Source organism: Lentzea sp. NPDC003310 (assembly GCF_040610935.1).
In the GTDB taxonomy this organism is placed as follows: Bacteria; Actinomycetota; Actinomycetes; order Mycobacteriales; family Pseudonocardiaceae; genus Lentzea.
On record NZ_JBEXNC010000028.1, the window covers coordinates 45,067 to 66,567 of the forward strand.

The following is a 21,501-nucleotide window of genomic DNA, read 5'->3' on the forward strand; positions in this document are numbered from 1 at the left end:
GGTCCGCCTGCCGACCCGTGAGCCACTAGTGCACCAGCACGGGCTGTTCCGCGGCACGGTCGACCGAGACCTGCCTCAGCACGAACACCGCCAGCCCCAGCGCCACCGCCACGAGCACGGCCGAGATCCAGAACGCCAGGTGGAAGCCCGACGTCAGCGCCTCCAACCGTTCGACCCCCGAGGCGAGCAACGACGACGTGTAGGTGGTCGAGGTCGTGGCCAGCACGGCGAGCCCCAGCGCGCCGCCCACCTGCGCGGTCGTGTTGACCAGACCGGACGCGAGCCCCGCCTCGTCGTGCGAGGCGCCCGACATCGCCAGCGTCATCAAGGCGGGGAACGACAACCCGAGCCCGATGCCCAGCGGTGCCACGGCGGGCAGGATGTGGGCCACGTACGAGCCGTCGACCGGCACCTGCGTGAAGACCAGCATGCCGGTGAGCATGAACAGCAGGCCCACGATCAGCATGTTGCGTTCACCGAAGCGGGCGTTGAGGCGCGCTGAGAGCGACACCGAGAACACCGCGATGGCGCCCGCCACGGGCATGAACGCGAGGCCGATCTGCAACGGCGTGTACTGCAGCACGAGTTGCATGTAGAGGGTGCCGAGGAAGAACAGGCCGAACATGCCGGCCACCATGGAGATCTGCACCAGGTTCGCGCCGGTCACGTTGCGGGACTTGAAGACCCTCAACGGCAGCAACGGTTTCGCGGCAGTTCGTTGGCGCAGCACGAATCCCACCAACAACGCCACCGCCACGGCGCCAAGGCCGAGCGTGTGTGTGGAGCCGAAGCCGTAGTGCTCCGCCTTGACGATCGTGTAGACGCCGAGCATCACCGCGGCCACGATCAACAGCGCGCCGATGACGTCCGCGCCCTCACGCAACCCAAGGCCGACCGAGTCGGGCACGAGACGCACGGCGGCAACGGCGGCCACGAGGCCGATGGGGATGTTCACGAAGAAGATCCAGTGCCACGACATGGCGTCCGTGAGCACGCCACCGAGCAACAGGCCGAGGGACGCGCCCGCCGCCGCCACGAAGCTGAAGATGCCGATGGCACGCCTCTGCTCGTTGGGCTCGGGGAACATCGTCACGACCATGCCGAGCGTCACGGACGTGGCCAGCGCACCGCCCGCGCCCTGCACGAAGCGCGACACGATCAGCATCTCGGCGCTGAACGACAGCCCGCACAGCAGCGACGCCACCGTGAAGACGCCGAGTCCGATCAGGAACACCTTCTTGTGCCCGATCAGGTCGCCCAGACGACCCGCGAGCAGGAGCAGACCGCCGTAGGCGATCAGGTACGCGTTCACCACCCAGGCCAGCCCGGCCTGACCGAACCGCAGGTCCTCCGCGATCGCGGGCAGCGCGACGTTCACGATCGTCTGGTCCAGCACGATCATCAACATCCCCGCGCACAGCACGATCAGCGCGAGCCAGCGCGCGTCGGTTCTCGATCCCCCTGAAGTCATGAGAGAGACCGTAGCAGATAGTTTTTTACGGGACTATCTCTTACCCAACTACATGACGCACGGCACGCTTGCGCGGAGGCTTCTCACACGGAACGGGCGTGCCCAGACGACCTTCCACCAGCCGAGTCAGGCCACCCACCAGGCCTTTTCGCTCGTCATCCGGCAGCGAGCCCAGCACGCCCGCGACGACCTCCTCGTACAGGGCGTCCGCCTTCGCCACGGTCGCGCGGCCCGACTCGGTCACGACGACGACGCGGGCACGGCGGTCCGTCGGCGACGGCTTGCGCTCGGCGTGACCGGCGGACTCGAGGGAGTCCATCGTCACGACCATGGTCGTCTTGTCGATGCCGACCCGATCGGCGATCTCGGTCTGCGTGAGCTCGGCGTCCAGCGCGGTGGACAACACGCAGCGGGCTCGCGGAGTCAGTCCGATCTCCGCGAGCCTCGCCGTCAGTTCGGTCTCCAGTGCGTGACTCGTCCGATGCAGCAGCATCATCAGGTCGGTACACCCCTTCGTGCCCATGAGCACCAAGGTACCAACTGATCTGGAACAAAACTATTTTTGAGCGAGACTATCGCTCCAGCACCACGACCGACCGCGCGGCGCCCACCTTCTTCTCGCTGGTCACCGGCTTCCAGTCACCGGCGGGCAGCGCGACCCCCTGGTCCGTCGGGTACGGGTTGATCACCACGAGCAGGCCGCGCCGGGCCGGATCGACGTCCGGTCCGACCGTGTCGTCGACGTGCATGACGATCACACCCGGCTGTGCCGCCGGGAACGACACCTTCTGCTGCACCAGCGCCGCGTCGCCCAGCGAGAACAGCGGCGACGACTGGCGGATCCGCAGCAGCTCCAGCGTCGCGTCCAGCGAGGCCCTCATGTCGGACGACGACGGCTTCGCGAGGCCCAGCAGCGGCTTCGCGTACGGCCACTTCGCCTCGTTGTCCGCCTTGGGCGGCAGGCCGCGACCGAACCCGTTGTCGCGCAACGACGGGTCGTAGGCGTTGAACCAGTCCCCCGAGTCGTAGCTGTTGCGGTCCAACGACTTCGAGCGCAGGAACTCCGTGCCGGCGTGCACGAACGGACGCCCCTGCCCCAGCAACGCCGGCGCGAGAGAGACGGTCTGCATCTTCACGCGGTCGGCCATCGAGGTCTCGGGCTTCAGCTTGTACATCAACGCGTCGAACAACGCCTCGTTGTCGTGCGCGTCCACGTACGTGATGGCCTCCAACGGCTGCCCGGTGTACCCGGCGGGAGAGCCGTTGTACTGCACGTCGCGACCGGCCACGACCGGCCCGGCCGTCGACTGGAAGCGGTACGAGGCCATGTTGCCCGCCATGCCCAGCTTCACCAGGTCGCTGTAGTTCTCCAGCCGCTGAGCCACGTTCCCGTTGGCGGGCGAGGAGTTCACGTCCCCGGCGAGGCCGGAGCCGATGCCCTGCACGCGCGGGTCGTCGTCGAACGGCCCGCCACCGCGCACCGCGTCCCGCAGCCGGTCGCTGAACGTGCCGACGCCCGTGTCCGCCATGTTCGCCTGCGTGGCCTGCTCGAACCGGGCGTTGCCGGCGACCTCGCCGAAGTCCCAGCCCTCGCCGTAGACACCGATCTTGCGGCCGTCCACGCCGTCGCGTTCCACGGTCAGTGCGTCCAGTGCGGCACGCACGGCCAGGATGTTCGCCTTCGGGTGGTGGCCCATCAGGTCGAACCGGAAGCCGTCCACCTTGTAGTTGCGCGCCCACCGCACCACGGAGTCCACGACGAGCTTGCCCATCATGGCGTTCTCGGTCGCCGTGTTCGCGCAGCACGTGGAGTTCGCCACCGACCCGTCGAGGTTGAGCCGCTGGTAGTAGCCGGGCACGACCTTGTCGAGCACGGACGTCGCCGCGTCGCCGAACGAGGCCGTGTGGTTGTAGACGACGTCCACGACCACGCGGTTGCCGTTGTCGTGCAACGACTTCACCATCTCGCGGTACTGCTTCGACCGGGCCGCGCCGTTCTGCGCGTCCGCCGTGGCGTACGAGCCCTCGGGCACGTCGTAGTGGAACGGGTCGTAGCCCCAGTTGAAGCCGTCCTTGGCCGCGACCGCGCCCACGCAGGCCTGCTGCTGGTCGGAGTCGGCGGGCAGCGACGGCAGGTCGCAGGCCGGGGTGGCCTGCTCGGACCGCTTCTCGGGAATCGTGGCGATGTCGAACGTCGGCAGCAGGTGCACGGTGTCCATGCCCGCCGCGGCCAGCGCCTTCAGGTGCTTCATGCCGGTCGAGTCGCGGTGCGTGAACGCCTTGTACGTGCCGCGGTCGGCCGCCGGGACGGACTGGTCGTTGATCGAGAAGTCGCGCACGTGCAGCTCGGTGATCGCGCCGCCCATGCCCTTCGCGACGTCCTTCGCCCACCCGGACGGCATCGTCCGGCTGTCCTTCAGGTCGGCGAACTGCGAGTGCGTCGAGTTCACCGACAACGCCACGGAGTACGGGTCGGTGACCACGACCGTGCGCTGCCAGTTAGTGACCTCGAACTGGTAGTACTTGTACTTCCAGTTGCCGTCACCGGTCCACGAGCCCGAGGCGTCGTCGCGCTTGAGCTGCACGACCTTCTTCGGCTCGCCGGACGGCTCGTCGAACAGGCGCAGCTTCACGTTCTGCGCCGTCGGAGCCCACAGCCGGACCGACGCGCGGTCGCGGTCGAAGGCCGGCCCGAACGCCAGCTTCGTCGCCGCGGCGGCATAGCGGTCATCGAGCACACCCGCGATCTGCACGCTGGTGCGGTGCCGGATCGCGCCACCCGCGTCGACGTGCACCGCGGACAGCTTGTCCCGCAACGCCTCGTCCACGAACCCGCGCACGGCGAACACCGGCTTGCCCTTCAGGTGCGGGAACTGCGCGGGCACCGCCTCGGTCGTCGGCGACAGGCGCAGCACCTTGGCGCCGTACTCGAGCCGGTAGCCGTCGGACTGCACCGACGGCACGTCCCAGACGACCCGGTCCTTCGAGATCCAGATCGCCTTGGCCTTGGTCAGGTCGTCGTCGGCGGCCGGACCGGCGTTCGGCGGGAGCAGGTAGGTCTCGTTCCCCTGCAACTGCCACACCTCGTTGCCCTTCTGGCCCAGGTCGAGGAACTGGTCGGGGCCCGGGTCCTTGGTGTCGCCGCGGTGGATGATGTAGCTCAGGCCCGCCGCGCCGGCGGCCAGCGGCACCGACCAGTACACGCCGAACTGGTCCCGGCCGTCCGGCACCCGCGACTGGTTCCAGCCCGGTGACGGCTCGGCGGAGCCCGTCCAGTGGTACATCGTCCAGTCGGTGTAGTCGCCGTCTGGCCGGTTGTAGTGGATCACCGCACGGTTCTCGGCGGCCGCCTTCGTCGCGTGCACCTTGCCGTTCGCGACCCACGCGTGACCGCTGGCGAACTTGCCGGAGGCCTCCACGGTCGTGCCGCGCACGACGGAGAAGTCGGTGGTCGGCGGCAGTTCCGCGACGCCGTTCGTGAACGGCACGTCACCCCGTCCGGCCACGCGCACGAACGCCCCCGCGGCGTCACCCACGTAGTGCACGACCGCCTTGCCGGTGGCCGCCTGCTCGGACGGGTGCACGGCGGGGTCGTTCTGCTTCAGCCACACCTCGGGCGTGACGCTCGGATCGACGATCCGGTCGACGGAGGTGTCCTTCTCGTCGCCCTTGTGCGCGATGATCCCGACGGACTTGGCTCCCGGCTTCAGCTTCACCCAGGCGAACCGCCCGTACGTGTCCTCTCCGGCGAACGGCAGAGGAGCGCTCCACTCGGTGGGCGTCTCGACGTCGCCCCAGACGTGCAGGCCCCAGCCGTCGTAGTTGTCGCGGGCGTAGTGCACGACCAGCCAGTCCGGGTTCTTCGTGCCGGGGTCGGGCAGCGGCGGTGCGGCCACGAGCGACACGAACGCGCCGTCCGCGCCGATCTCCCCCGACTTCGCGACCACCCGCAGTTCGACGCGCTTGCCGACCGCCGCACCCGGCAGTGCCGACAGGTCGGCGAACACGCGGTACGGCGCGGCGTCGTCGGTGCCGAGCACGGTCCAGTCGCGCGTGCCCTCGACACGGGCCGCGAACGTGGCGGCGGCGTTGGGCGCGCTGATGCCGTCCGCGCGGAGCTCGACGCGCTCGTCCAGCACAGTTCCGGCGGCCGGGGCGACCAGGGTCGGCGCCGGCTTGGACTTGGCGACGTCGCTGGTCCCCTTGAGCACCACCGAGGACAGCGCGGGCACGGTCACCGTGACGCGGCCGTTCTGGACCTGGGCGCCCTCGAACCCGGCCGACGAGACCGGCACGGTCACGGTCGCGGGCGAGGTGCCCGCGTTCGCGACCACCAGGTGCTCGCGGCCGAGGATCCGGCTGAAGGCGAACACGTCACCGTCGGCGTACCGGAGCACCTGGTTGCCGTCGCGCCACACCGGGTCCTTGTCGACCTGCTGCGCCAACGCCTTGAGCTGCTGGTACAGCGGGTGCTCGGTGTTGAAGTTGTCCTGGGCGCCCGTGCGGTCGGAGCCGACGAGCTTCTCCGCCGCGTACTCGGGCGTCTTCGAGGCGAACATGTCCTGACGGGCGAGCTTGTCGCCACCTGTGCCCGCGAAGCCCTGCTCGTCGCCGTAGTAGACGACCGGGTTGCCGCGCCACAGGTACATGAGCTGGTTGCCGAGCTTGAGGCGCTCCAGCAGTTCGGCGTCGGAGATGCCCGGCCGGTCGTTGCGGATCATCCACGCGATCCGGCCCATGTCGTGGTTGCCGAGGAACGTGGGCAGCGACGAGGCGTTGGAGTCGGCGTCGGTGTAGCGGTCGTCGTCGAGCAGCACCTCGCCGAGGCGCTGGGAACCCTTGCCGGACAGGAAGCTCAGCGCGCTGCTCTGGAACGGGAAGTCGAGCGTGGCCTGCATCTTGCCGGCCGTCGTGTACTTCGAGGTGTTCTCGGGCGAGGAGTCGAAGACCTCGCCGAACACGAAGAAGTCCTTCTTGCCCTTGCGGTTCGCGTACTGCTTCACGTGCGGCGCGAGGGCCTGCCAGAACTCCAGGTTGACGTGCTTGACCGTGTCGACGCGGTAGCCGTCGATGTCCAGCGTGTCGATCCAGCTGGTGAAGATGTCCTTCATGCCGTTGACCACGCGCGGGTGCTCGGTCATGAGGTCGTCCAAGCCGGAGAAGTCGCCCTGCTCGCTCGACTCGCCGGAGAACGTCGAGTCACCGCGGTTGTGGTAGAGCGTGGAGTCGTTGAGCCACAACGGGAACTTCGTCGGGCCGTCCTTCACCGGGGTGTACGGGAACGACTTCTGCGCGTCGAGCTTCGGGAAGTTCTTCTTGCCCGCGTAGTCGGCGATGTCGAACGGCTTTCCGGACGCGTCCAGGTACGGCTGGGCGCCCGTGGACACGTACTGGGTCTTGCCTTCCTCGTACTTGATCACGTCGGCGGTGTGGTTCGCGACGATGTCGAAGAAGACCTTGATGCCCCGCCGGTGCGCGTCGCGGATCAGGTCGCGCATCTCCTGCGTGGTGCCGAAGTGCGGGTCGAGCTTGGTGAAGTCGAGCGTCCAGTAGCCGTGGTAGCCGGCGGAGTCGCCCTGCACCCAGCGGTTGAGGAACATCGGCGTCATCCAGATCGCCGTGATGCCCATGCCGTCGAGGTACTCGAGCTTCTGACGCAGCCCCTTGAGGTCGCCGCCGTGGTAGAAGCCCTTGTCAGCGGGGTCGAACCCGTGCTCGGCGGCCTTCGAGCGGCCCCGGTCGTTGGCCGGGTCGCCGTTCGCGAACCGGTCCGGCATCACGAAGTAGAACCGCTCGCCCCGCAGGTCGTCGCGCTTGGGCGGCAAGGCGAGCCTCGCGTCCCCGTCGCGCACACCGGGCGCTATGTCCACCACCTCGCCCACGGCAAGACGTTGCGGTGGAGCGGCAACGGCCTGGACCGGTGTGAGGGGTAGCAGAACCAGTGCAGCGAGCGCGGCGACGACCCGACGCATCGCGACCTCCTTGTCGCAACTTCTTGCAGAGTTGCTGCACGAAACCACGACAAACAGCGGGAAACAATACGTCGGGCTCTGCAAATATTTGCAGCACGCCTGGTCAGTGCCGGTAGGTGATCGCCATCCGCAGCGGATGTGAGCGCCACTCGTTGACCGCCAGGCCGGCGAGCACGCCGATGCCCTCGACCGACTCGGCGGTGGCGGGCGCGTTGCGGCTCGTCGCCCCCGCGAGCGGTCCCTCGGTTGGTGGCGGCGAGAACTGGGCGATCACCACCTGCTGTCCCTCGTGCGGCTGCACGGCCAGGAGGATGTGCGGATCGGCCTGCTCGCCGTCGTTCTCGATGGGCTCCAGGGACAGGAACTCCCCTCGTTCCGCCGCCGCGCCGCACATCCGGCCCGCCCACTTGAAGGCGTTCATGACGTCGTCGTCGGACAGCGCCGCATCCGCCTCCTGCAGCGTGACCTGCTGCATCCTCGTGCTGTGCGCGGTCATCTGACCGTTGGTGGTGTAGCGGTCGGGGATCATCGCGTCGCCGGTCTCGACGTCGATCATGAGCATGTCACGGAACCGGCCCTCGGCGAGCGGCGAGCGCCCCATGAGGCCGCGGCCGAGCATCTCGCCGAGCTTCGGGTCGCTCACCCGCCAGTACGTGGTCTCCTCGCCGATCCGCAGGCCGACGAAGTCCCGGACGGGCAGGCTCGGCAGCGCGGTCGAGAGCGTCTGCCCCGGTTCGACGGGTGCCGCCGGGGCCTGCGGGCGGAACGGCGGCAGCGAGGCGAACCCGGGATCGACCCGTCCCGTGCGGACCACGTGGTGCGCCCACGCGCGCACGCGCGTCAACGGGTGGTCGGGGAACCTCGGGTCGTGGCGGGGGTCGTCGCCCGCGTGGAACGGCAGGACGCTCTGCAACTCCGGCGCGTACGGGTGCTGCTTGACCCAGTTCTCGAACCCGATCTCGGCGGCGAGCACGGCCTCGCGCGCGCCCGTCATGCCGCGTTCCACCGCGCCGAGCTGCAACACGGCGCTGCTGCGTTCCTTCGGGATGGTGAAGGACGCGACGAACACCTGGCCGTTCGGCTGGTTCGGCAGCGGCATCTTGATGATCCGCAGCAACGCCGGTTCCCCGCCGAGCTGCACGACGTGCGCCTCGATCAGGCACCCGGTCTCACCGTGGACCAGGGCGAGGTCGTGCCGGAGCTTCGGCAGGTCGTCCAGTCCGGCGGGCAGGTCGGGGACCAGGCCGTAGTAGGTCAGCTGGGCCTGGTCCCCGCTGGGGTGCTGCCAGGTGTGCTGGTCGAGCTGCTGGAAGCCGGTGGTGTCGAACGAGATGGGCACCCGTCGACACTACGTCTCCGTTCAGGCGGCCCTCAGTGTTTTGGACCAGAGCGAGGCGCCTGTCGCGTCGCGCAGCCATACCGTGAGCTCGTGCTGCGTCGCCTTGACCTCGCCGAAGTGCTGGAACCCGTCGAGCGGCGTGGTGTTGGCGGCGGGTGGCGCGTGCACGAACACGGCCTGCGGGCCGAACGTCGGGTCGAGCGTGTTCGGGCCGAACGCGCCGGAGTGCAGCGGGCCGGACACGAACTCCCAGAACGGGTCGAAGTCGCCCACGGCCGCGCGGTCGGGCGAGTAGTGGTGGGCGGCGGTGTAGTGGACGTCCGCCGTGAGCCAGACCGTGTTGCGGACGCGGCGGCGCTTGAGCTCCCGCAGCACCCACGCGATCTCGTGCTCGCGGCCGTTGGGAGCGCCGGGCAGGCCGTTCGCCACCCCTTCGATGTCGGTGCCGTCCGGTACGGTCAAACCGATGGGCAGGTCGGCCGCGATGATCTTCCACGTGGCCGTGCTGCGGCTGAGCCCGTCGACGAGCCACTTCGCTTGCCGGGCCCCGAGAATCACGCCCGGCTGGTCCTTCGGGGAGGTGTTGCGGTCCTTGTAGGTGCGCATGTCGAGCACGAAGATCTCGACGTTGCGGCCGTAGGAGAACTTCCGGTGGACGCGGCCGTCCACCGCGCGCGTCTGGTCGATGGGCATCCACTCGTGGAAGGCCTGGAAAGCCCGCTGTGCCAGGACGTCCACGCGCTTCTCGGTGTAGGCCGGGTTGTCGAGGATCTCGCCGGGGTACCAGTTGTTGGTGACCTCGTGGTCGTCCCACTGCGCGAAGACCGGGACCTGCGAGGCGAAGCGCTTCACGTTGTCGTCGAGGAAGTTGTAGGCGAACTGGCCGCGGTACTCGTCGAGCGTCTCGGCCACTTTGGACTTCTCCGGCGTGACGACGTTGCGCCAGATCCGGCCGTCCGGGAGCGTGACGCTCGCCTGCATCGGGTTGTCGGAGTAGACGCTGTCGCCGCTGTGGATGAAGAAGTCCGGCCTGCGGTCGGCCATCGCCCGGAAGATCGGCATGCCGCCGATGTCGGGGTTGATGCCCCAGCCCTGGCCCGCCACGTCCCCGGACCAGACGAAGCTCACCTCGTCGCGGCCGATCGGGGCGGTGCTGAAGCTGCCGGTGACGGGTTCGCTGCGCGTGCGTCCGTGCAGGTCCTCGGCCGTGACGCGGTAGTAGGCGGTCCGGCCGGGCACGAGGCCGTTCAGCCGGACCTGGCCGGTGCCGCCCGTCTCGGGGGTCAGCAGCGGGCCGCGCACGCGCCGTGCAAGCCGGAACTTCGGGTCGTGGGACACCTCGACGAGCATCCGCGAGGGCCGGTCGGCGCGCGTCCACACGATGCCGCCGTCCCAGGTGACGTCGCCGGACTGCACGCCGTGGGTGAGGATCGGGCGGTCGGTCTTCGCGAGGCCGACGCCACTCGGCACCAGTGCGGCGGCCGTGCCGAGGGCGCCCGCCTTGAACAACGTACGACGGTCGAAGGTCATGCGCGGTTTCTAGTCGCCGGTTCTGGCCGGGGGCCGAACCCGAGGTGAACTTCAGCAGGTCCCTGCAGCCGTGGAGCGGTGACTCAGGTCAGGCGCTTGAGCCAGTCGGTGATGATCTGGCGTGACGCGGGCGTGGCGTGCACCCACGTCTGCTGGTTCTGGTCGGTGTACTTGACCACGAGCCAGCGGCCGTCCTCGAAGTCGATCGTGGTGAGGAAGGTCTTGGCGCGCTGCCGGCCCTCGCCGTTGCGCTTCGCCGCGTACAGCTTCGCCGTGCCCTTGCGGGGCTGGGCGAGCAGCTGGCGCAGCGAGATCGACGGCGACGCCTTGCCGGGCTGGTGCACGTTGATCTCGGTGGCGCGCACGTTGATCGACGCCCCGCGCCCCGCCGGCACGTCCGGCAGCTGCATGGCGAGGACCTCCGGCGCGTTCTCCGGCCGGATCGGGTGCAGCTGCACGAACCCGTTGTCGTGCAACGCGAGCACCCCGTGCTGCGCGTTCGCCGCGACCACCACCGGCTTGGTCTCGTTCGGCGTGATCCCGATCCACGCCGAGTAGTCGTGCTCGGCGTTGGCGATCAGGCGCAGCGTGCCCCGGACGTCCGGGTGGTCGAGCCCGACCCGGCGCAGCTCACCGATGACGTCGCGCTCGATGAGCACGCGTTCGTCCTCGGTCTCACCGGGCGAGTCGACACTCAGGGCCGGGTGGTACTCCCCCAGCTTCTCCTGTTTCCACAACACGTCGAAGGCGAGGTCGGACAGTTGGATCGACGACCGCAGCACTCGTCACCCCCCGATCGTCGGCGGTGCGACCATCGGCATGTCGCCGATGATCTCGTTGGTGTTCTCCTCGGTGATCAGGTAGTCGGCGGACTTGTGCTCCAGGTCGTCCTCTCCCTGACCCTTCGCGCCGTGACCACCCATCCCACCCATGCCGGCCGCACCGGCACGTCCCTGCGCACCGGCCGCTTGACCGCCACGACCTCCGGCGGCGGTCTCACCCATGCCGCCGAACACCCCGGCCTTGCCACCGGGCTGCTGAGCAGCGGTGCCGCTACCCGTGCCGCCGACGCCGCTCAGTCCGCCGCCGAACTTGCCCGCGCCACCGGCACCGCCACCGAACTTGCCGCCGCCTGCCCCTGACCCTGGCCCGCCGATGCCGCGGCCACCGCCACCGGGGCCGGTCGGACCGCTGGTGGTCGGGCGGACGGGCACGCCGATGGGCGGGAGTCCGGTGTTCTGCGGCCGGTCGATGACGCTGCCGACCGGCTGCTTGCCCGTGAGGTGCTCGGGCCGGCCGGTGTTGTTGGTGTTGCTCGTGTTCGTGTTGTTCGACGTGTCCGACCAACTGGGGGTGGTCGTGGCCTGGTCGCCGTGGGTGGTGGGCGCCGTCCACGGCGTGCCGACGCTGGTCTGCGGCGTGCCGGTGGACGACGAGGTGCTCGGCGTGCCGGTGGACCGCGAGGTGGTGGTGTTGGCCGTCTTGTCCTCACCGTTGTCGCCGCCGGTGTTGGCGATCTCGACCACGAGCGTGTCGGTCATGACTCCGGGGAACTCCTTGGGCAGCTCACCGCGGTTGGTGTTGCTGGCGCTCTGGAACTCCTTGTAGACCCGGCGGTTGTACTCCTGTTCGGAGTTGAACTGGTTGACCTTGTCCTCGGTGTCGGTGTCCCACGGAGTCGCGTCGTCCCAGAGGTTCGTCTCCGGCTTGGCCGCCGGCACGTTCTTGAGCTGGTTCTTGTTCAGGTTGAACTGGTAGATCTGGTTCGAGATCGAGTGGTCGGCCTGCCGCAGCGCGTCCTGCATCTGGATCATGGCCCGGTTGATGGGGTTGGCGGCGGCCTGGGCCGCGTCCGCACTCGCCCCGCTCCACGCCTCGCCGAGGGTCTCGCCGACCTTCTTGAGCCGCGCCTCGATGGTCGCGTAGCCGCGCTCCAGTTCCTTGGCCGCGGTCGCCGCGATCTGCGCCGAACCCGTGCCGGGTCCGCCGTGCATCTGCGAGTAGATCTCGGCTCCGGAGAGCCCCTCGGCTCTCGAGTTGTCCTCGGTGAAGCAGCTGGGCGCGGGCCGTGTCATTTCGCACCTGCCTTGATCGTGGTGATGACGAGATTCGCGAACTCGGTGACCGCGCCACACGGGTCAGCGGCCTTCGGGCTGCCTGCCGAACTCTGGAACGAGAAGAGCATCGCCTTTTCGTTGGACACGCCCATGACGGCCGTGCAGTAACCGTCCTTGCGGTTGTCCGCAACCAACGCCATGTAGGTCGGGTAGCCCTGAACAGCTGGCAGCTGCTCGAACGCCTCGTAGGTCGTGTCCTTGTTGGCGAGGATCGTGGAGATGTTCGTGCCCTCCGGCAGGAACGAGTAGCCGGGCGACATCTTCGCCGGAGTATTCGTACCCAGCCAGATGCATCCTCCTCCAGCTGCTGTGTTGTTGACCCTGCCGGTGATCCCGGGAAGGCCGTACGCCTCTAGCTGGGCAGGGGTGAGCGCGCCGCACGCGTTCGTTTCGAATGCATGCACGTCGAGCGGGTTCTCGATCTTCGGAGCTCCGCTGCCGGTATCGGTGGCGCTCGACTGGGTCGTGGTGGTCGGCGTGCCGGTTGTGCCACCGCTCTCGCCGCAACCCGCCAGCAGTGCGAGAGCTGCGATGCCTGCGACGATGGTTCGGATGCGCAACAGCCCAGTCCTTCTACTTGAGGTTGTCCTGGTTGCCCTGCTCGGTCTGCTCGTACTGACGCAGAGTGGCCGTCAGGTTCTCGATCCGCGTGGTCAGGGTCTGCTGCAACTGCACGTTGGAGGTCTGGTGCGCCTTGCCTGCAGCGCTGGCCCAGTTCGCGTAGACCTGGCTCGGCATGTCCTTGCCCGCACCCTTGACGGACTCCAGGACCGCTCCGTTGTGATGAGCCACCGCGAGTTCCTCCGCGATCGCCTGGTACTCCTTGATGGCCGCGCGCAGCGTCTCCAGATCGACCTTGGTTCCGCTCATCCCCAGCGCCCTCCCCGCAGAATCGTGCACTCAGAAGCATAGCGCCAGGTCGCGGGACTCGTCCCGAATTCAAAGCACGATCGGGTGAACGGAGAGGGACGCAATTCCACGGCACCAGCGAAAACGCGAATCGCCATTGACGAATTGAGGCCGCGAACGCGTGGAGCGTTCGCGGCCTCAATGGGAGCGGGGTTCGTCAGGACTGCTGTTCGGCCTGCTGGGCCGGCAGCCGCCCCTCCGCCATCCGCTTCAACAGGTCCTTGCGCAGCCACAGCATGTAGATCCACACCAGGCCGAAGATCACGCCGATCACGCCCAACGCCGGCAACAGCACCCACGTGGCGATCAGCAGCACGTGCAGCCCGACGACGGCGGCGATGGCCCAGGGCCGGCGGACGAACGCGCACAAGGCGATGAACACCGCGATGAACCCGAACGCGATCCAGCCCACCAGGGACGTGACGCCGCCGTGCAGTTTGGCGATCACCGGGAGGGCCAGGGCGACGACGATGACCTCGAGGATCAGCGTGCCGGCCATGATGCCCCGGAACGCCTTCATCGGGTCCTTCTTCAGAGGGGCCGGGGTGGTCATGCCGGCTCCTTTCCGAACAGTGCGCGGGCCTCGCCCGCGGTGACGACGGAGCCGGTGACGATGATGCCGCCGCCGGACTGCTCGTCCTCGGTCAGGTGGATGGCTTCCTCGATGGCGTCCACGAGGCGGGGGCGCACCTCGAAGCGGTCCTCGCCGAAGATCGGGACGGCGAGGCCCGCCAGGACGTCCGGGTCCATGGCGCGCGGGGACGAGTTGGTCGTGATGACCAGTTCCTGCACCACCGGTTCCAGGGCGGCCAGGATGCCCTCGGCGTCCTTGTCGGCCATGACGCCGACCACGGCGACCAGCTTGCGGAAGCCGAACTCGGATTCCAGGGCGCGAGCCAATGCCTGGGCGCCGTGCGGGTTGTGCGCGGCGTCGACGAACACGTTGGGGGCGCTGCGAACGCGTTCCAGGCGGCCTGGGGTGATGACCGACGCGAAGCCCTCGCGGACGACGTCGATGTTGATCTGGCGGTCCGGGCCCGCGCCGAAGAACGCCTCGACGGCGGCCAGCGCCAGAGCGGCGTTGGCTGCCTGGTGTTCGCCGTGCAGCGGCAGGAAGATGTCCTCGTACACGCCGCTGAGGCCCTGCAGGGTGATCATCTGGCCGCCTACCGCGACGGCCCGCGAGATGACGCCGAACTCGCTGCCGAAGCGGGCCACGGTGGCGTCGACGTCGGCCACTCGGGTCAGCAGGACCTTCATGACCTCGGGGGTCTGCTCGCCGATGATGGCTACGCTGCCCGGCTTGATGATGCCGGACTTCTCGACGGCGATGTCCTCGGGACGGTTGCCCAGGTACTCGGTGTGGTCGACGCCGATCGGGGTCAGGACGGCGACGCGGGTGTCCACGATGGACGTCGCGTCCCACGTGCCGCCCATGCCGACCTCGACCACGGCGACGTCGGCCGGGGCTTCCGCGAACGCCGCGTAGGCCATGCCGGTGAGCACCTCGAACTTGCTCATCCGGATCTCGGACTGCGCGTCGACCATCGCGACGTACGGCTCGATGTCGCGGTAGACCTCGACGTAGCGCTCGGGCGAGATCGGCTGGTTGTCGAGGCTGATCCGCTCGGTCGCGAGCTGCAGGTGCGGGCTCGTGAACCGGCCCGTGCGCAGGCCGATGCGCGTGAAGAGCGCGTCGACCATGCGCGACGTCGACGTCTTGCCGTTCGTGCCCGTCAGCTGCACGACCGGGTAGGACGTCTGCGGGTCGCCCAGCACGTGGGCGAGCGCCTTGATCCGCTCCAGCGACGGCTCGAGCTTCGTCTCGGGCCACCGCTGGTTGAGCTCGTTCTCGACGTCGAGGAACTCGTCGAGGTTGGTGTCCATCACTTCTCCGGCAGCGCGGCCAGGCGCTCGTTGATGCGGGCGATCTCGGACTCGGCGGTGGCCTTGCGCTCCTCGATCTTCGCGCGGACGTCGGCGGGCGCCTTGGCGAGGAACGCCTCGTTGCCCAGCTTCTTCGTCGTGCCCTCGAGTTCCTTCTGCGCCACGGCGAGGTCCTTGGCGAGGCGCTTGCGCTCGGCGGCGACGTCGATCGCGCCGGACAGGTCCAGCTCGACCTTCACCGCGCCCTTGGGCAGACCGACCTCGAGCGTCGCCGAGACGGTGAACTCGTCGCCCGGCTCGGTCAGCTTCGTCATCGCGCGGACCGACGGGACCTGGTCGGTCAGGCCGACGCAGCACGCGCCGCGGACCTTGCCCGCCACCTTCTGGCCGGGCTTGAGGCCCTGCTCGGAGCGGAAGCGGCGGATCTCGGTCGCGAGCTTCTTCAGGCCCTCGACCTCGGCCTTGGCGTCGAGGTCGCGCTCGGCGCCCGACGCGGCCGGCCACGAGGCGACGACCAGCGACTCGCCGCCGGTCAGCGACGTCCACAGCGTCTCGGTGATGAACGGGATCGCCGGGTGCAGCAGGCGCAGCAGCGTGTCGAGGACGTGGCCCAGGACGGACTGCGTGGCCTCGGCACGGCCGTCCGCGATCTGGACCTTCGCGATCTCCAGGTACCAGTCGCAGAACTCGTCCCACGTGAAGCTGTACAGCGCCTCACAGGCACGGGAGAACTGGAACGCCTCGAAGTTCGTGTCCACAGTGGACACCAACGCGTCGAGCTCGTCGAGGATCCAGCGGTCGGCCGCCGTCAGCTCGGAACGCTCCGGCAGCGGGCGCTCGACCGTTGCGCCGTTGGCGAGCGCGAACCTGGTGGCGTTCCACAGCTTCGTGGTGAAGTTGCGGGAACCGGCCGCCCACTCCTCGGCGACGGCCATGTCCGAACCGGGGTTCGTGCCGCGCAGCAGCGTGAACCGGGTGGCGTCGGCGCCGTAGCGCTCCATCCAGTCCAACGGGTCGATGCCGTTGCCCTTGGACTTCGACATCTTCTTGCCGTACTGGTCGCGGATCAGGCCGTGCAGGAAGACGTGGTCGAACGGCTGGACCTCGTCCATCGCGTACAGGCCGAACATCATCATCCGGACGACCCAGAAGAACAGGATGTCGTAGCCGGTTGACAGAACCGAGGTCGGGTAGAACTTCTTCAGGTCCTCGGTGGAGTCCGGCCAGCCCAGCGTCGAGAACGGCCACAGACCCGAGGAGAACCACGTGTCGAGGACGTCCTCGTCCTGGCGCCAGCCCTCACCGGTCGGGACCTCGTCGTCCGGTCCGACGCAGACGACCTCGCCGTTCGGGCCGTAGAAGACCGGGATCCGGTGGCCCCACCACAGCTGGCGCGAGATGCACCAGTCGTGCAGGTTGTCGGTCCAGTCGAAGTAGCGCTTGTTCAGCTCGGCCGGGTGGATCTTGGTGCGGCCGTCGCGGACGGCGGCGGACGCGGCCGCGGCGATGCCCTCGACCTTGACCCACCACTGCAGCGACAGGCGCGGCTCGACGACGGTGTTGCAGCGCGAGCAGTGGCCGACCGAGTGGACGTACGGCCGCTTCTCCGCGACGATCCGGCCCTCGGCGCGCAGCGCGGCGACGATCGCCGGACGCGCCTCGAACCGGTCGAGGCCGAGGAACGGGCCGGGCGCGGTGATGACCGCGCGGCCGTCCATGATCGTGAGGTTCGGCAGGCCGTGGCGCTGGCCGATCTCGAAGTCGTTCGGGTCGTGCGCGGGCGTGACCTTGACGGCGCCCGTGCCGAACTTCGGGTCGACGTGCGCGTCGGCGACGATCGGGATGCGGCGGCCGGTCAGCGGCAGCTCGACCTCGGTGCCGATGAGGTGCCGGTAGCGCTCGTCGTCCGGGTGGACGGCGACCGCGGTGTCACCGAGCATCGTCTCGGCGCGCGTGGTCGCGACGACGATGGACGCGTCCCCGTCGCCGTAGCGGATCGAGACGAGCTCGCCCTCGTCCTCGCTGTGGTCGACCTCGATGTCCGACAGCGCCGTCTGGCAGCGCGGGCACCAGTTGATGATCCGCTCGGCCTGGTAGATCAGGCCGTCGTCGTACATCTTCTTGAAGATCGTCTGGACGGCGCGCGACAGCCCCTCGTCCATGGTGAAGCGCTCGCGCGACCAGTCGATGCCGTCGCCGAGCCTCTTCATCTGGTCGAGGATCTTGCCGCCGTACTCCTCTTTCCAGGCCCAGACGCGCTCGATGAACTTCTCGCGCCCGAGGTCCTGCCGCGACAGGCCCTGGTTCGCGAGGTCGCGCTCGACGGCGTTCTGGGTCGCGATGCCGGCGTGGTCCATGCCCGGCAGCCACAGGACCTCGTAGCCCTGCATGCGGCGGCGGCGCGACAGGGCGTCCATCACGCTGTGGTTCATGGCGTGGCCCATGTGCAGCGAGCCGGTGACGTTGGGCGGGGGCAGCACGATGGTGAACGGCGGCTTGTCGCTCTTGACGTCGGCCTCGAAGTAGCGCCGGTCGACCCACCGCTGGTACAGCTCCGCCTCTACCTCCGCCGGAGTCCACGCGGCGGGGAGGTCGGGACGCTGGGTTGCGGTGTCGAGTTCAGTCACAGCCGAGAAGTCTACGGAGCCCGGGGTCTCGACTTGAAACGAGATACCTGATAACGGCCCGGCGACGATTCCACCCGGTCGGTCCCCGTCCCGATCCGCGTGCCCGATGATGTGCGCCGATCATCTGGGGGGGAAGCGTGCACAACGACATCGAAGATCATCCTGACCTCAAGGACGCGGCCTGGATCCGCGCCGCGAACAGACGCGCGAAGCGGGAGATCCGCAAGCAGCGCAGACAGGCGCGCCTGCGCGCGCACAGCGGCAAGATCGTGTCCGTGATCGCGCTGGCGATCATCGGCGCCGTGCTGTTCGGCATGTACCGGGCGGGCGAGTTCCGCGAGGTCTCGCTGCCGGACGTCACGTTGCCGACCGAGGTCGCGCCGTACCGGGGCGTGAACACCGAGGTCCCGTTCGCGAGCACGCCCGCCGAGCAGTGGGCGGACGGCGAGAAGGGCATCGTCGCGCCCGACCAGAACCCGGAGTACGCCGCCGGGTACGAGGCCGCGCGCAAGGCACTGGTCGCCGGGCACCTCGACCCGAAGGTGATCGTCGACCACGACCTGGAGCCGTTGCTGGGCCTGATGTCGCCCGAGACGAGGGACATGCTGGCGACCAACCCCGGTTCCGTCTCGCTGACCAGGCTCAAGAAGGGCAGCACGCTGCTGCCGAACGGGATCAAGGTCGACGGCCGCATGTGGCCGGGCCGCGACGAGCACGGCCGCCCGGTCGTGCACACGAGCTACCGGTTCGCCTACGCCTTCGACCCCGGCGACCAGAAGTCGCTGCTCGACCAGTACGAGATCGTCGCGCTGCAACGGGCCGACGTCGACTACCAGCTCGTGGACGGCCGGGTCTGGCTGCCCAAGGTCGAGGGTTTCGTCTACTCGATGGGCTGCCAGGCCGCCAAGGAGGGCTTCCTCGCGCCCATGTCCAGCGAGAAGCGGTCGCGGCCGACGACGACGCAGAGCCCGGAGGACAACCGCAAGCCGGAGGAGTGGTTCGACCCGAACGCACCGATGCCGACCAGCGACTGCGATTGATCACTCGTTCAGAGGTGCCGGACGGGAGTGACGGCGATCACAATTGACCGTCACGGACCGTTCAACCCCTTGGGGCCCGTGACGGACGGCGCCGCCGCGTTCTTCGGGGGCGCTGGCGGCGCCGACGTCGATCAGCGTTGAATGGACGCATGAGCAGCAAGCCCCCGCAGCACGACGTCGACGAGTCCGCGCTCGAAGTCAGCACCCCCAAGACCTGGGCCGCGGGGATTCCCGGCGTGCTCGTGTCGCTCGACCGCGCGGTCGAGCAGATGGGTGTCGGGCGCACGGTCAAGACGTTGCGACTGCTCAACCAGCGAGAAGGTTTCGACTGCCCCGGTTGCGCGTGGCCGGAGCCGCAGGGCCACCGCAAGATGGCGGAGTTCTGCGAGAACGGCGCGAAGGCCGTCGCCGAGGAGGCGACCAAGCGGCGGATCGGGCCCGAGTTCTTCGCCGAGCACTCCCTGCAGAGCCTGCGGACGAAGACGGACTACTGGCTCGGCCAGCAGGGCCGGATCACCGAGCCGATGGTGCTCAGGCCCGGTGCGACGCACTACGCGCCGATCAGCTGGGACGCCGCGTTCGGTCTCATCGCCGACGAGCTGACAGCGTTGTCGTCCCCGGACGAGGCGATCTTCTACACCTCCGGCCGCACCAGCAACGAGGCCGCGTTCCTCTACCAGCTGCTGGTCCGCTCGTTCGGCACCAACAACCTCCCGGACTGCTCGAACATGTGCCACGAGTCGTCCGGCTCCGCGCTCAACGAGACGATCGGCATCGGCAAGGGCTCGGTCTCCATCAAGGACTTCGACCTCGCCGACCTCATCGTGGTCATCGGCCAGAACCCCGGCACGAACCACCCGCGCATGCTCAGCGCCCTCGAGGACGCCAAGAAGAACGGCGCGAAGATCATCGCGATCAACCCGCTGCCGGAGGCGGGCCTGATGCGGTTCAAGAACCCGCAGAACGTCGCTGGTGTCGTCGGCAAGGGCACCGCGCTGTCCGACGAGTTCGTGCAGATCAAGGTCGGCGGCGACCAGGCGCTGTTCCAGGCCATCGGGCACCTGCTGCTGCAGTGGGACAAGCTCGACAAGACGTTCATCGAGGCCAAGACGCACGGGTTCGAGGCCTACGCCGAGAGCCTGCGCGAGCTCGACTGGGACCGCGTGCTCACCGCGACCGGCCTGACCCGCGAGCAGATCACCCGCGTGGCCGGCATGTTCGTCGACTCGAAAGCCACCATCGCCTGCTGGGCCATGGGCCTCACGCAGCACAAGCACAGTGTGCCGACGATCCGCGAGATCACGAACGTCATGTTCCTGCGCGGCATGATCGGCAAGCCGGGCGCGGGCCTGTGCCCGGTGCGCGGCCACTCGAACGTCCAGGGCGACCGGACGATGGGCATCTACGAAAAGATGCCGGAACCGTTCATGAAGGCGCTGGAGACCGAGTTCGGCATCTCCGTGCCGCGCAAGCACGGTTTCGACACCGTCGACGCGATCAACGCGATGCGCCACGGCCGCGGCAAGGTGTTCATCGCCATGGGCGGCAACTTCGTCAGCGCCACCCCGGACACCCCGGTGACCGAGAAGGCGCTGGAGCAGTGCTCGCTCACGGTGCACGTCTCCACCAAGCTCAACCGGTCACACGTCGTGCACGGCAAGACCGCGCTGATCCTGCCCGCGTTGGGGCGCACCGAGAGCGACGTGCAGCACTCCGGCGAGCAGTTCGTGACGGTCGAGGACTCCATGTCGGTCGTGCACCGCTCACGGGGCCGGCTCAAGCCCGCGTCCGACCAGCTGCTGTCCGAGGTCTCGATCGTCTGCCGCCTCGCGCGCAAGACGCTCGGCAAGTCGCACCCGGTGGCGTGGGAGGAGTTCGAGAAGGACTACGACGTCATCCGCGAGCACATCGCGCGCGTGGTGCCGGGCTGCTCCGACTACAACACGCGCGTGCGCCAGCCCGACGGCTTCGTGCTGCCGCACCCGCCGCGCGACTCGCAGGAGTTCGCGACGACGACCGGCAAGGCCAACTTCACGGCCAACGAGATGACGGTCATCGACGTGCCGGAGGGCAGGCTGCTGATGCAGACCCTGCGCAGCCACGACCAGTACAACACCACGATCTACGGCCTGGACGACCGCTACCGCGGCGTGAAGGACGGCCGTCGCGTGGTGTTCGTGAACCCGGACGACCTCAAGGAGCTCGGGTTCTCCGACGGGCAGATGGTCAACATCGTCTCGGAGTGGAAGGACGACCCGACGGGCGTCGTCGAACGCCGCGCCGAGTCGTTCCGGATCGTCTCCTACTCGACCGCGCGCGGGTGCGTGGCGACGTACTTCCCGGAGGCGAACCCGTTGGTGCCGCTGGACTCCAAGGCGGACATCTCGGGGACGCCGACGTCGAAGTCCGTGATCGTCCGGCTGGAAGCCGCGGCCTGACTCAGGCGTGCCGGACCCGGACGAAGAGCCTTAACCGGCGTCGTTCGGGTTCGGTCTCGGTCTTCTCGTCCTTCTTCACGAGCCGGCGCGCGGCGGCGTCGGCCTCGAAGTCCTGCTGACGGTACTTCGCGATAGCAAACGCGTTCTGGTGCGGGATCACGCGAGTTCTCC

The 21,501-nt window shown here is 68.6% G+C and carries 15 protein-coding genes; 2 read left to right on the forward strand and 13 right to left on the reverse strand.

Annotated features, from left to right (window positions below; all coding sequences use genetic code 11):
• Positions 1-25: 25 nt before the first annotated feature.
• The 12 genes from ABZX02_RS40495 to ABZX02_RS40550 all read right to left on the reverse strand — a co-directional run bounded on the left by ABZX02_RS40495 (position 26) and on the right by ABZX02_RS40550 (position 17,852).
• On the reverse strand, positions 26-1,471 hold the full coding sequence (locus ABZX02_RS40495; RefSeq protein WP_355306853.1) for a DHA2 family efflux MFS transporter permease subunit: 1,446 nt from the start codon (positions 1,469-1,471) through the stop codon (positions 26-28).
• Between the two features lie 40 nt (positions 1,472-1,511).
• Positions 1,512-1,994, reverse strand: coding sequence for a MarR family winged helix-turn-helix transcriptional regulator (locus ABZX02_RS40500; RefSeq protein ID WP_355306855.1), 483 nt, complete (start codon positions 1,992-1,994; stop codon positions 1,512-1,514).
• Positions 1,995-2,043: 49 nt separating this feature from the next.
• Positions 2,044-7,443 carry a pullulanase-type alpha-1,6-glucosidase gene (gene pulA, locus ABZX02_RS40505; RefSeq protein ID WP_355306856.1) on the reverse strand — a complete coding sequence of 1,800 codons (5,400 nt, stop codon included), beginning with the start codon at positions 7,441-7,443 and terminating at the stop codon, positions 2,044-2,046.
• Between the two features lie 103 nt (positions 7,444-7,546).
• The gene (locus tag ABZX02_RS40510) at positions 7,547-8,782 is read right to left on the reverse strand and encodes a hypothetical protein (protein WP_355306858.1); all 1,236 of its coding nucleotides are present in this window, start codon (positions 8,780-8,782) and stop codon (positions 7,547-7,549) included.
• Between the two features lie 21 nt (positions 8,783-8,803).
• Positions 8,804-10,312 (reverse strand): alkaline phosphatase D family protein, encoded by a 1,509-nt coding sequence (locus ABZX02_RS40515; protein WP_355306860.1) that lies wholly within the window; start codon positions 10,310-10,312, stop codon positions 8,804-8,806.
• A gap of 83 nt (positions 10,313-10,395) precedes the next feature.
• Positions 10,396-11,094 carry an ESX secretion-associated protein EspG gene (locus tag ABZX02_RS40520; protein WP_355306862.1) on the reverse strand — a complete coding sequence of 233 codons (699 nt, stop codon included), beginning with the start codon at positions 11,092-11,094 and terminating at the stop codon, positions 10,396-10,398.
• A gap of 3 nt (positions 11,095-11,097) precedes the next feature.
• Positions 11,098-12,387 carry a PPE domain-containing protein gene (locus tag ABZX02_RS40525; RefSeq protein ID WP_355306864.1) on the reverse strand — a complete coding sequence of 430 codons (1,290 nt, stop codon included), beginning with the start codon at positions 12,385-12,387 and terminating at the stop codon, positions 11,098-11,100.
• On the reverse strand, positions 12,384-12,989 hold the full coding sequence (locus ABZX02_RS40530; protein WP_355306866.1) for a DUF3558 domain-containing protein: 606 nt from the start codon (positions 12,987-12,989) through the stop codon (positions 12,384-12,386). The genes ABZX02_RS40525 and ABZX02_RS40530 overlap by 4 nt, the downstream gene beginning before the upstream one ends.
• Before the next feature lie 13 nt (positions 12,990-13,002).
• A complete protein-coding gene (locus ABZX02_RS40535) occupies positions 13,003-13,299 on the reverse strand; it encodes a PE domain-containing protein (RefSeq protein ID WP_355306868.1) in 297 nt (98 codons plus the stop codon).
• Positions 13,300-13,495: 196 nt separating this feature from the next.
• On the reverse strand, positions 13,496-13,891 hold the full coding sequence (locus ABZX02_RS40540) for a DUF4233 domain-containing protein (protein WP_355306870.1): 396 nt from the start codon (positions 13,889-13,891) through the stop codon (positions 13,496-13,498).
• The gene (locus tag ABZX02_RS40545) at positions 13,888-15,225 is read right to left on the reverse strand and encodes a folylpolyglutamate synthase/dihydrofolate synthase family protein (RefSeq protein ID WP_355306872.1); all 1,338 of its coding nucleotides are present in this window, start codon (positions 15,223-15,225) and stop codon (positions 13,888-13,890) included. The genes ABZX02_RS40540 and ABZX02_RS40545 overlap by 4 nt, the downstream gene beginning before the upstream one ends.
• Entirely contained in the window at positions 15,225-17,852 is a 2,628-nt protein-coding gene (locus ABZX02_RS40550; protein WP_355306874.1) for a valine--tRNA ligase, read from the reverse strand. The genes ABZX02_RS40545 and ABZX02_RS40550 overlap by 1 nt, the downstream gene beginning before the upstream one ends.
• 137 nt (positions 17,853-17,989) lie before the next feature.
• Here ABZX02_RS40550 and ABZX02_RS40555 point away from each other — a divergent pair, with 137 nt between their 5' ends.
• Both ABZX02_RS40555 and ABZX02_RS40560 read left to right on the forward strand, forming a co-directional pair.
• A complete protein-coding gene (locus tag ABZX02_RS40555; protein ID WP_355306876.1) occupies positions 17,990-18,892 on the forward strand; it encodes a hypothetical protein in 903 nt (300 codons plus the stop codon).
• A 149-nt stretch (positions 18,893-19,041) separates the two neighbouring features.
• Positions 19,042-21,330, forward strand: coding sequence for an FdhF/YdeP family oxidoreductase (locus ABZX02_RS40560; protein WP_355306878.1), 2,289 nt, complete (start codon positions 19,042-19,044; stop codon positions 21,328-21,330).
• Between the two features lies 1 nt (position 21,331).
• Here the strand turns inward: ABZX02_RS40560 and ABZX02_RS40565 are convergent, their stop codons facing one another.
• Positions 21,332-21,490 (reverse strand): hypothetical protein, encoded by a 159-nt coding sequence (locus ABZX02_RS40565; protein ID WP_355306879.1) that lies wholly within the window; start codon positions 21,488-21,490, stop codon positions 21,332-21,334.
• Positions 21,491-21,501 lie beyond the last annotated feature (11 nt).

Excerpts from the sequence above, each read along its gene's own strand:
- ABZX02_RS40495 (WP_355306853.1), bottom strand. The coding sequence starts at position 1,471 with ATGACTTCAGGGGGATCGAGAACCGACGCGCGCTGGCTCGCGCTGATC.
- ABZX02_RS40500 (WP_355306855.1), bottom strand. The coding sequence starts at position 1,994 with ATGGGCACGAAGGGGTGTACCGACCTGATGATGCTGCTGCATCGGACG.
- pulA (WP_355306856.1), bottom strand. The coding sequence starts at position 7,443 with ATGCGTCGGGTCGTCGCCGCGCTCGCTGCACTGGTTCTGCTACCCCTC.
- ABZX02_RS40515 (WP_355306860.1), bottom strand. The coding sequence starts at position 10,312 with ATGACCTTCGACCGTCGTACGTTGTTCAAGGCGGGCGCCCTCGGCACG.
- ABZX02_RS40525 (WP_355306864.1), bottom strand. The coding sequence starts at position 12,387 with ATGACACGGCCCGCGCCCAGCTGCTTCACCGAGGACAACTCGAGAGCC.
- ABZX02_RS40535 (WP_355306868.1), bottom strand. The coding sequence starts at position 13,299 with ATGAGCGGAACCAAGGTCGATCTGGAGACGCTGCGCGCGGCCATCAAG.
- ABZX02_RS40540 (WP_355306870.1), bottom strand. The coding sequence starts at position 13,891 with ATGACCACCCCGGCCCCTCTGAAGAAGGACCCGATGAAGGCGTTCCGG.
- ABZX02_RS40545 (WP_355306872.1), bottom strand. The coding sequence starts at position 15,225 with ATGGACACCAACCTCGACGAGTTCCTCGACGTCGAGAACGAGCTCAAC.
- ABZX02_RS40560 (WP_355306878.1), top strand. The coding sequence starts at position 19,042 with ATGAGCAGCAAGCCCCCGCAGCACGACGTCGACGAGTCCGCGCTCGAA.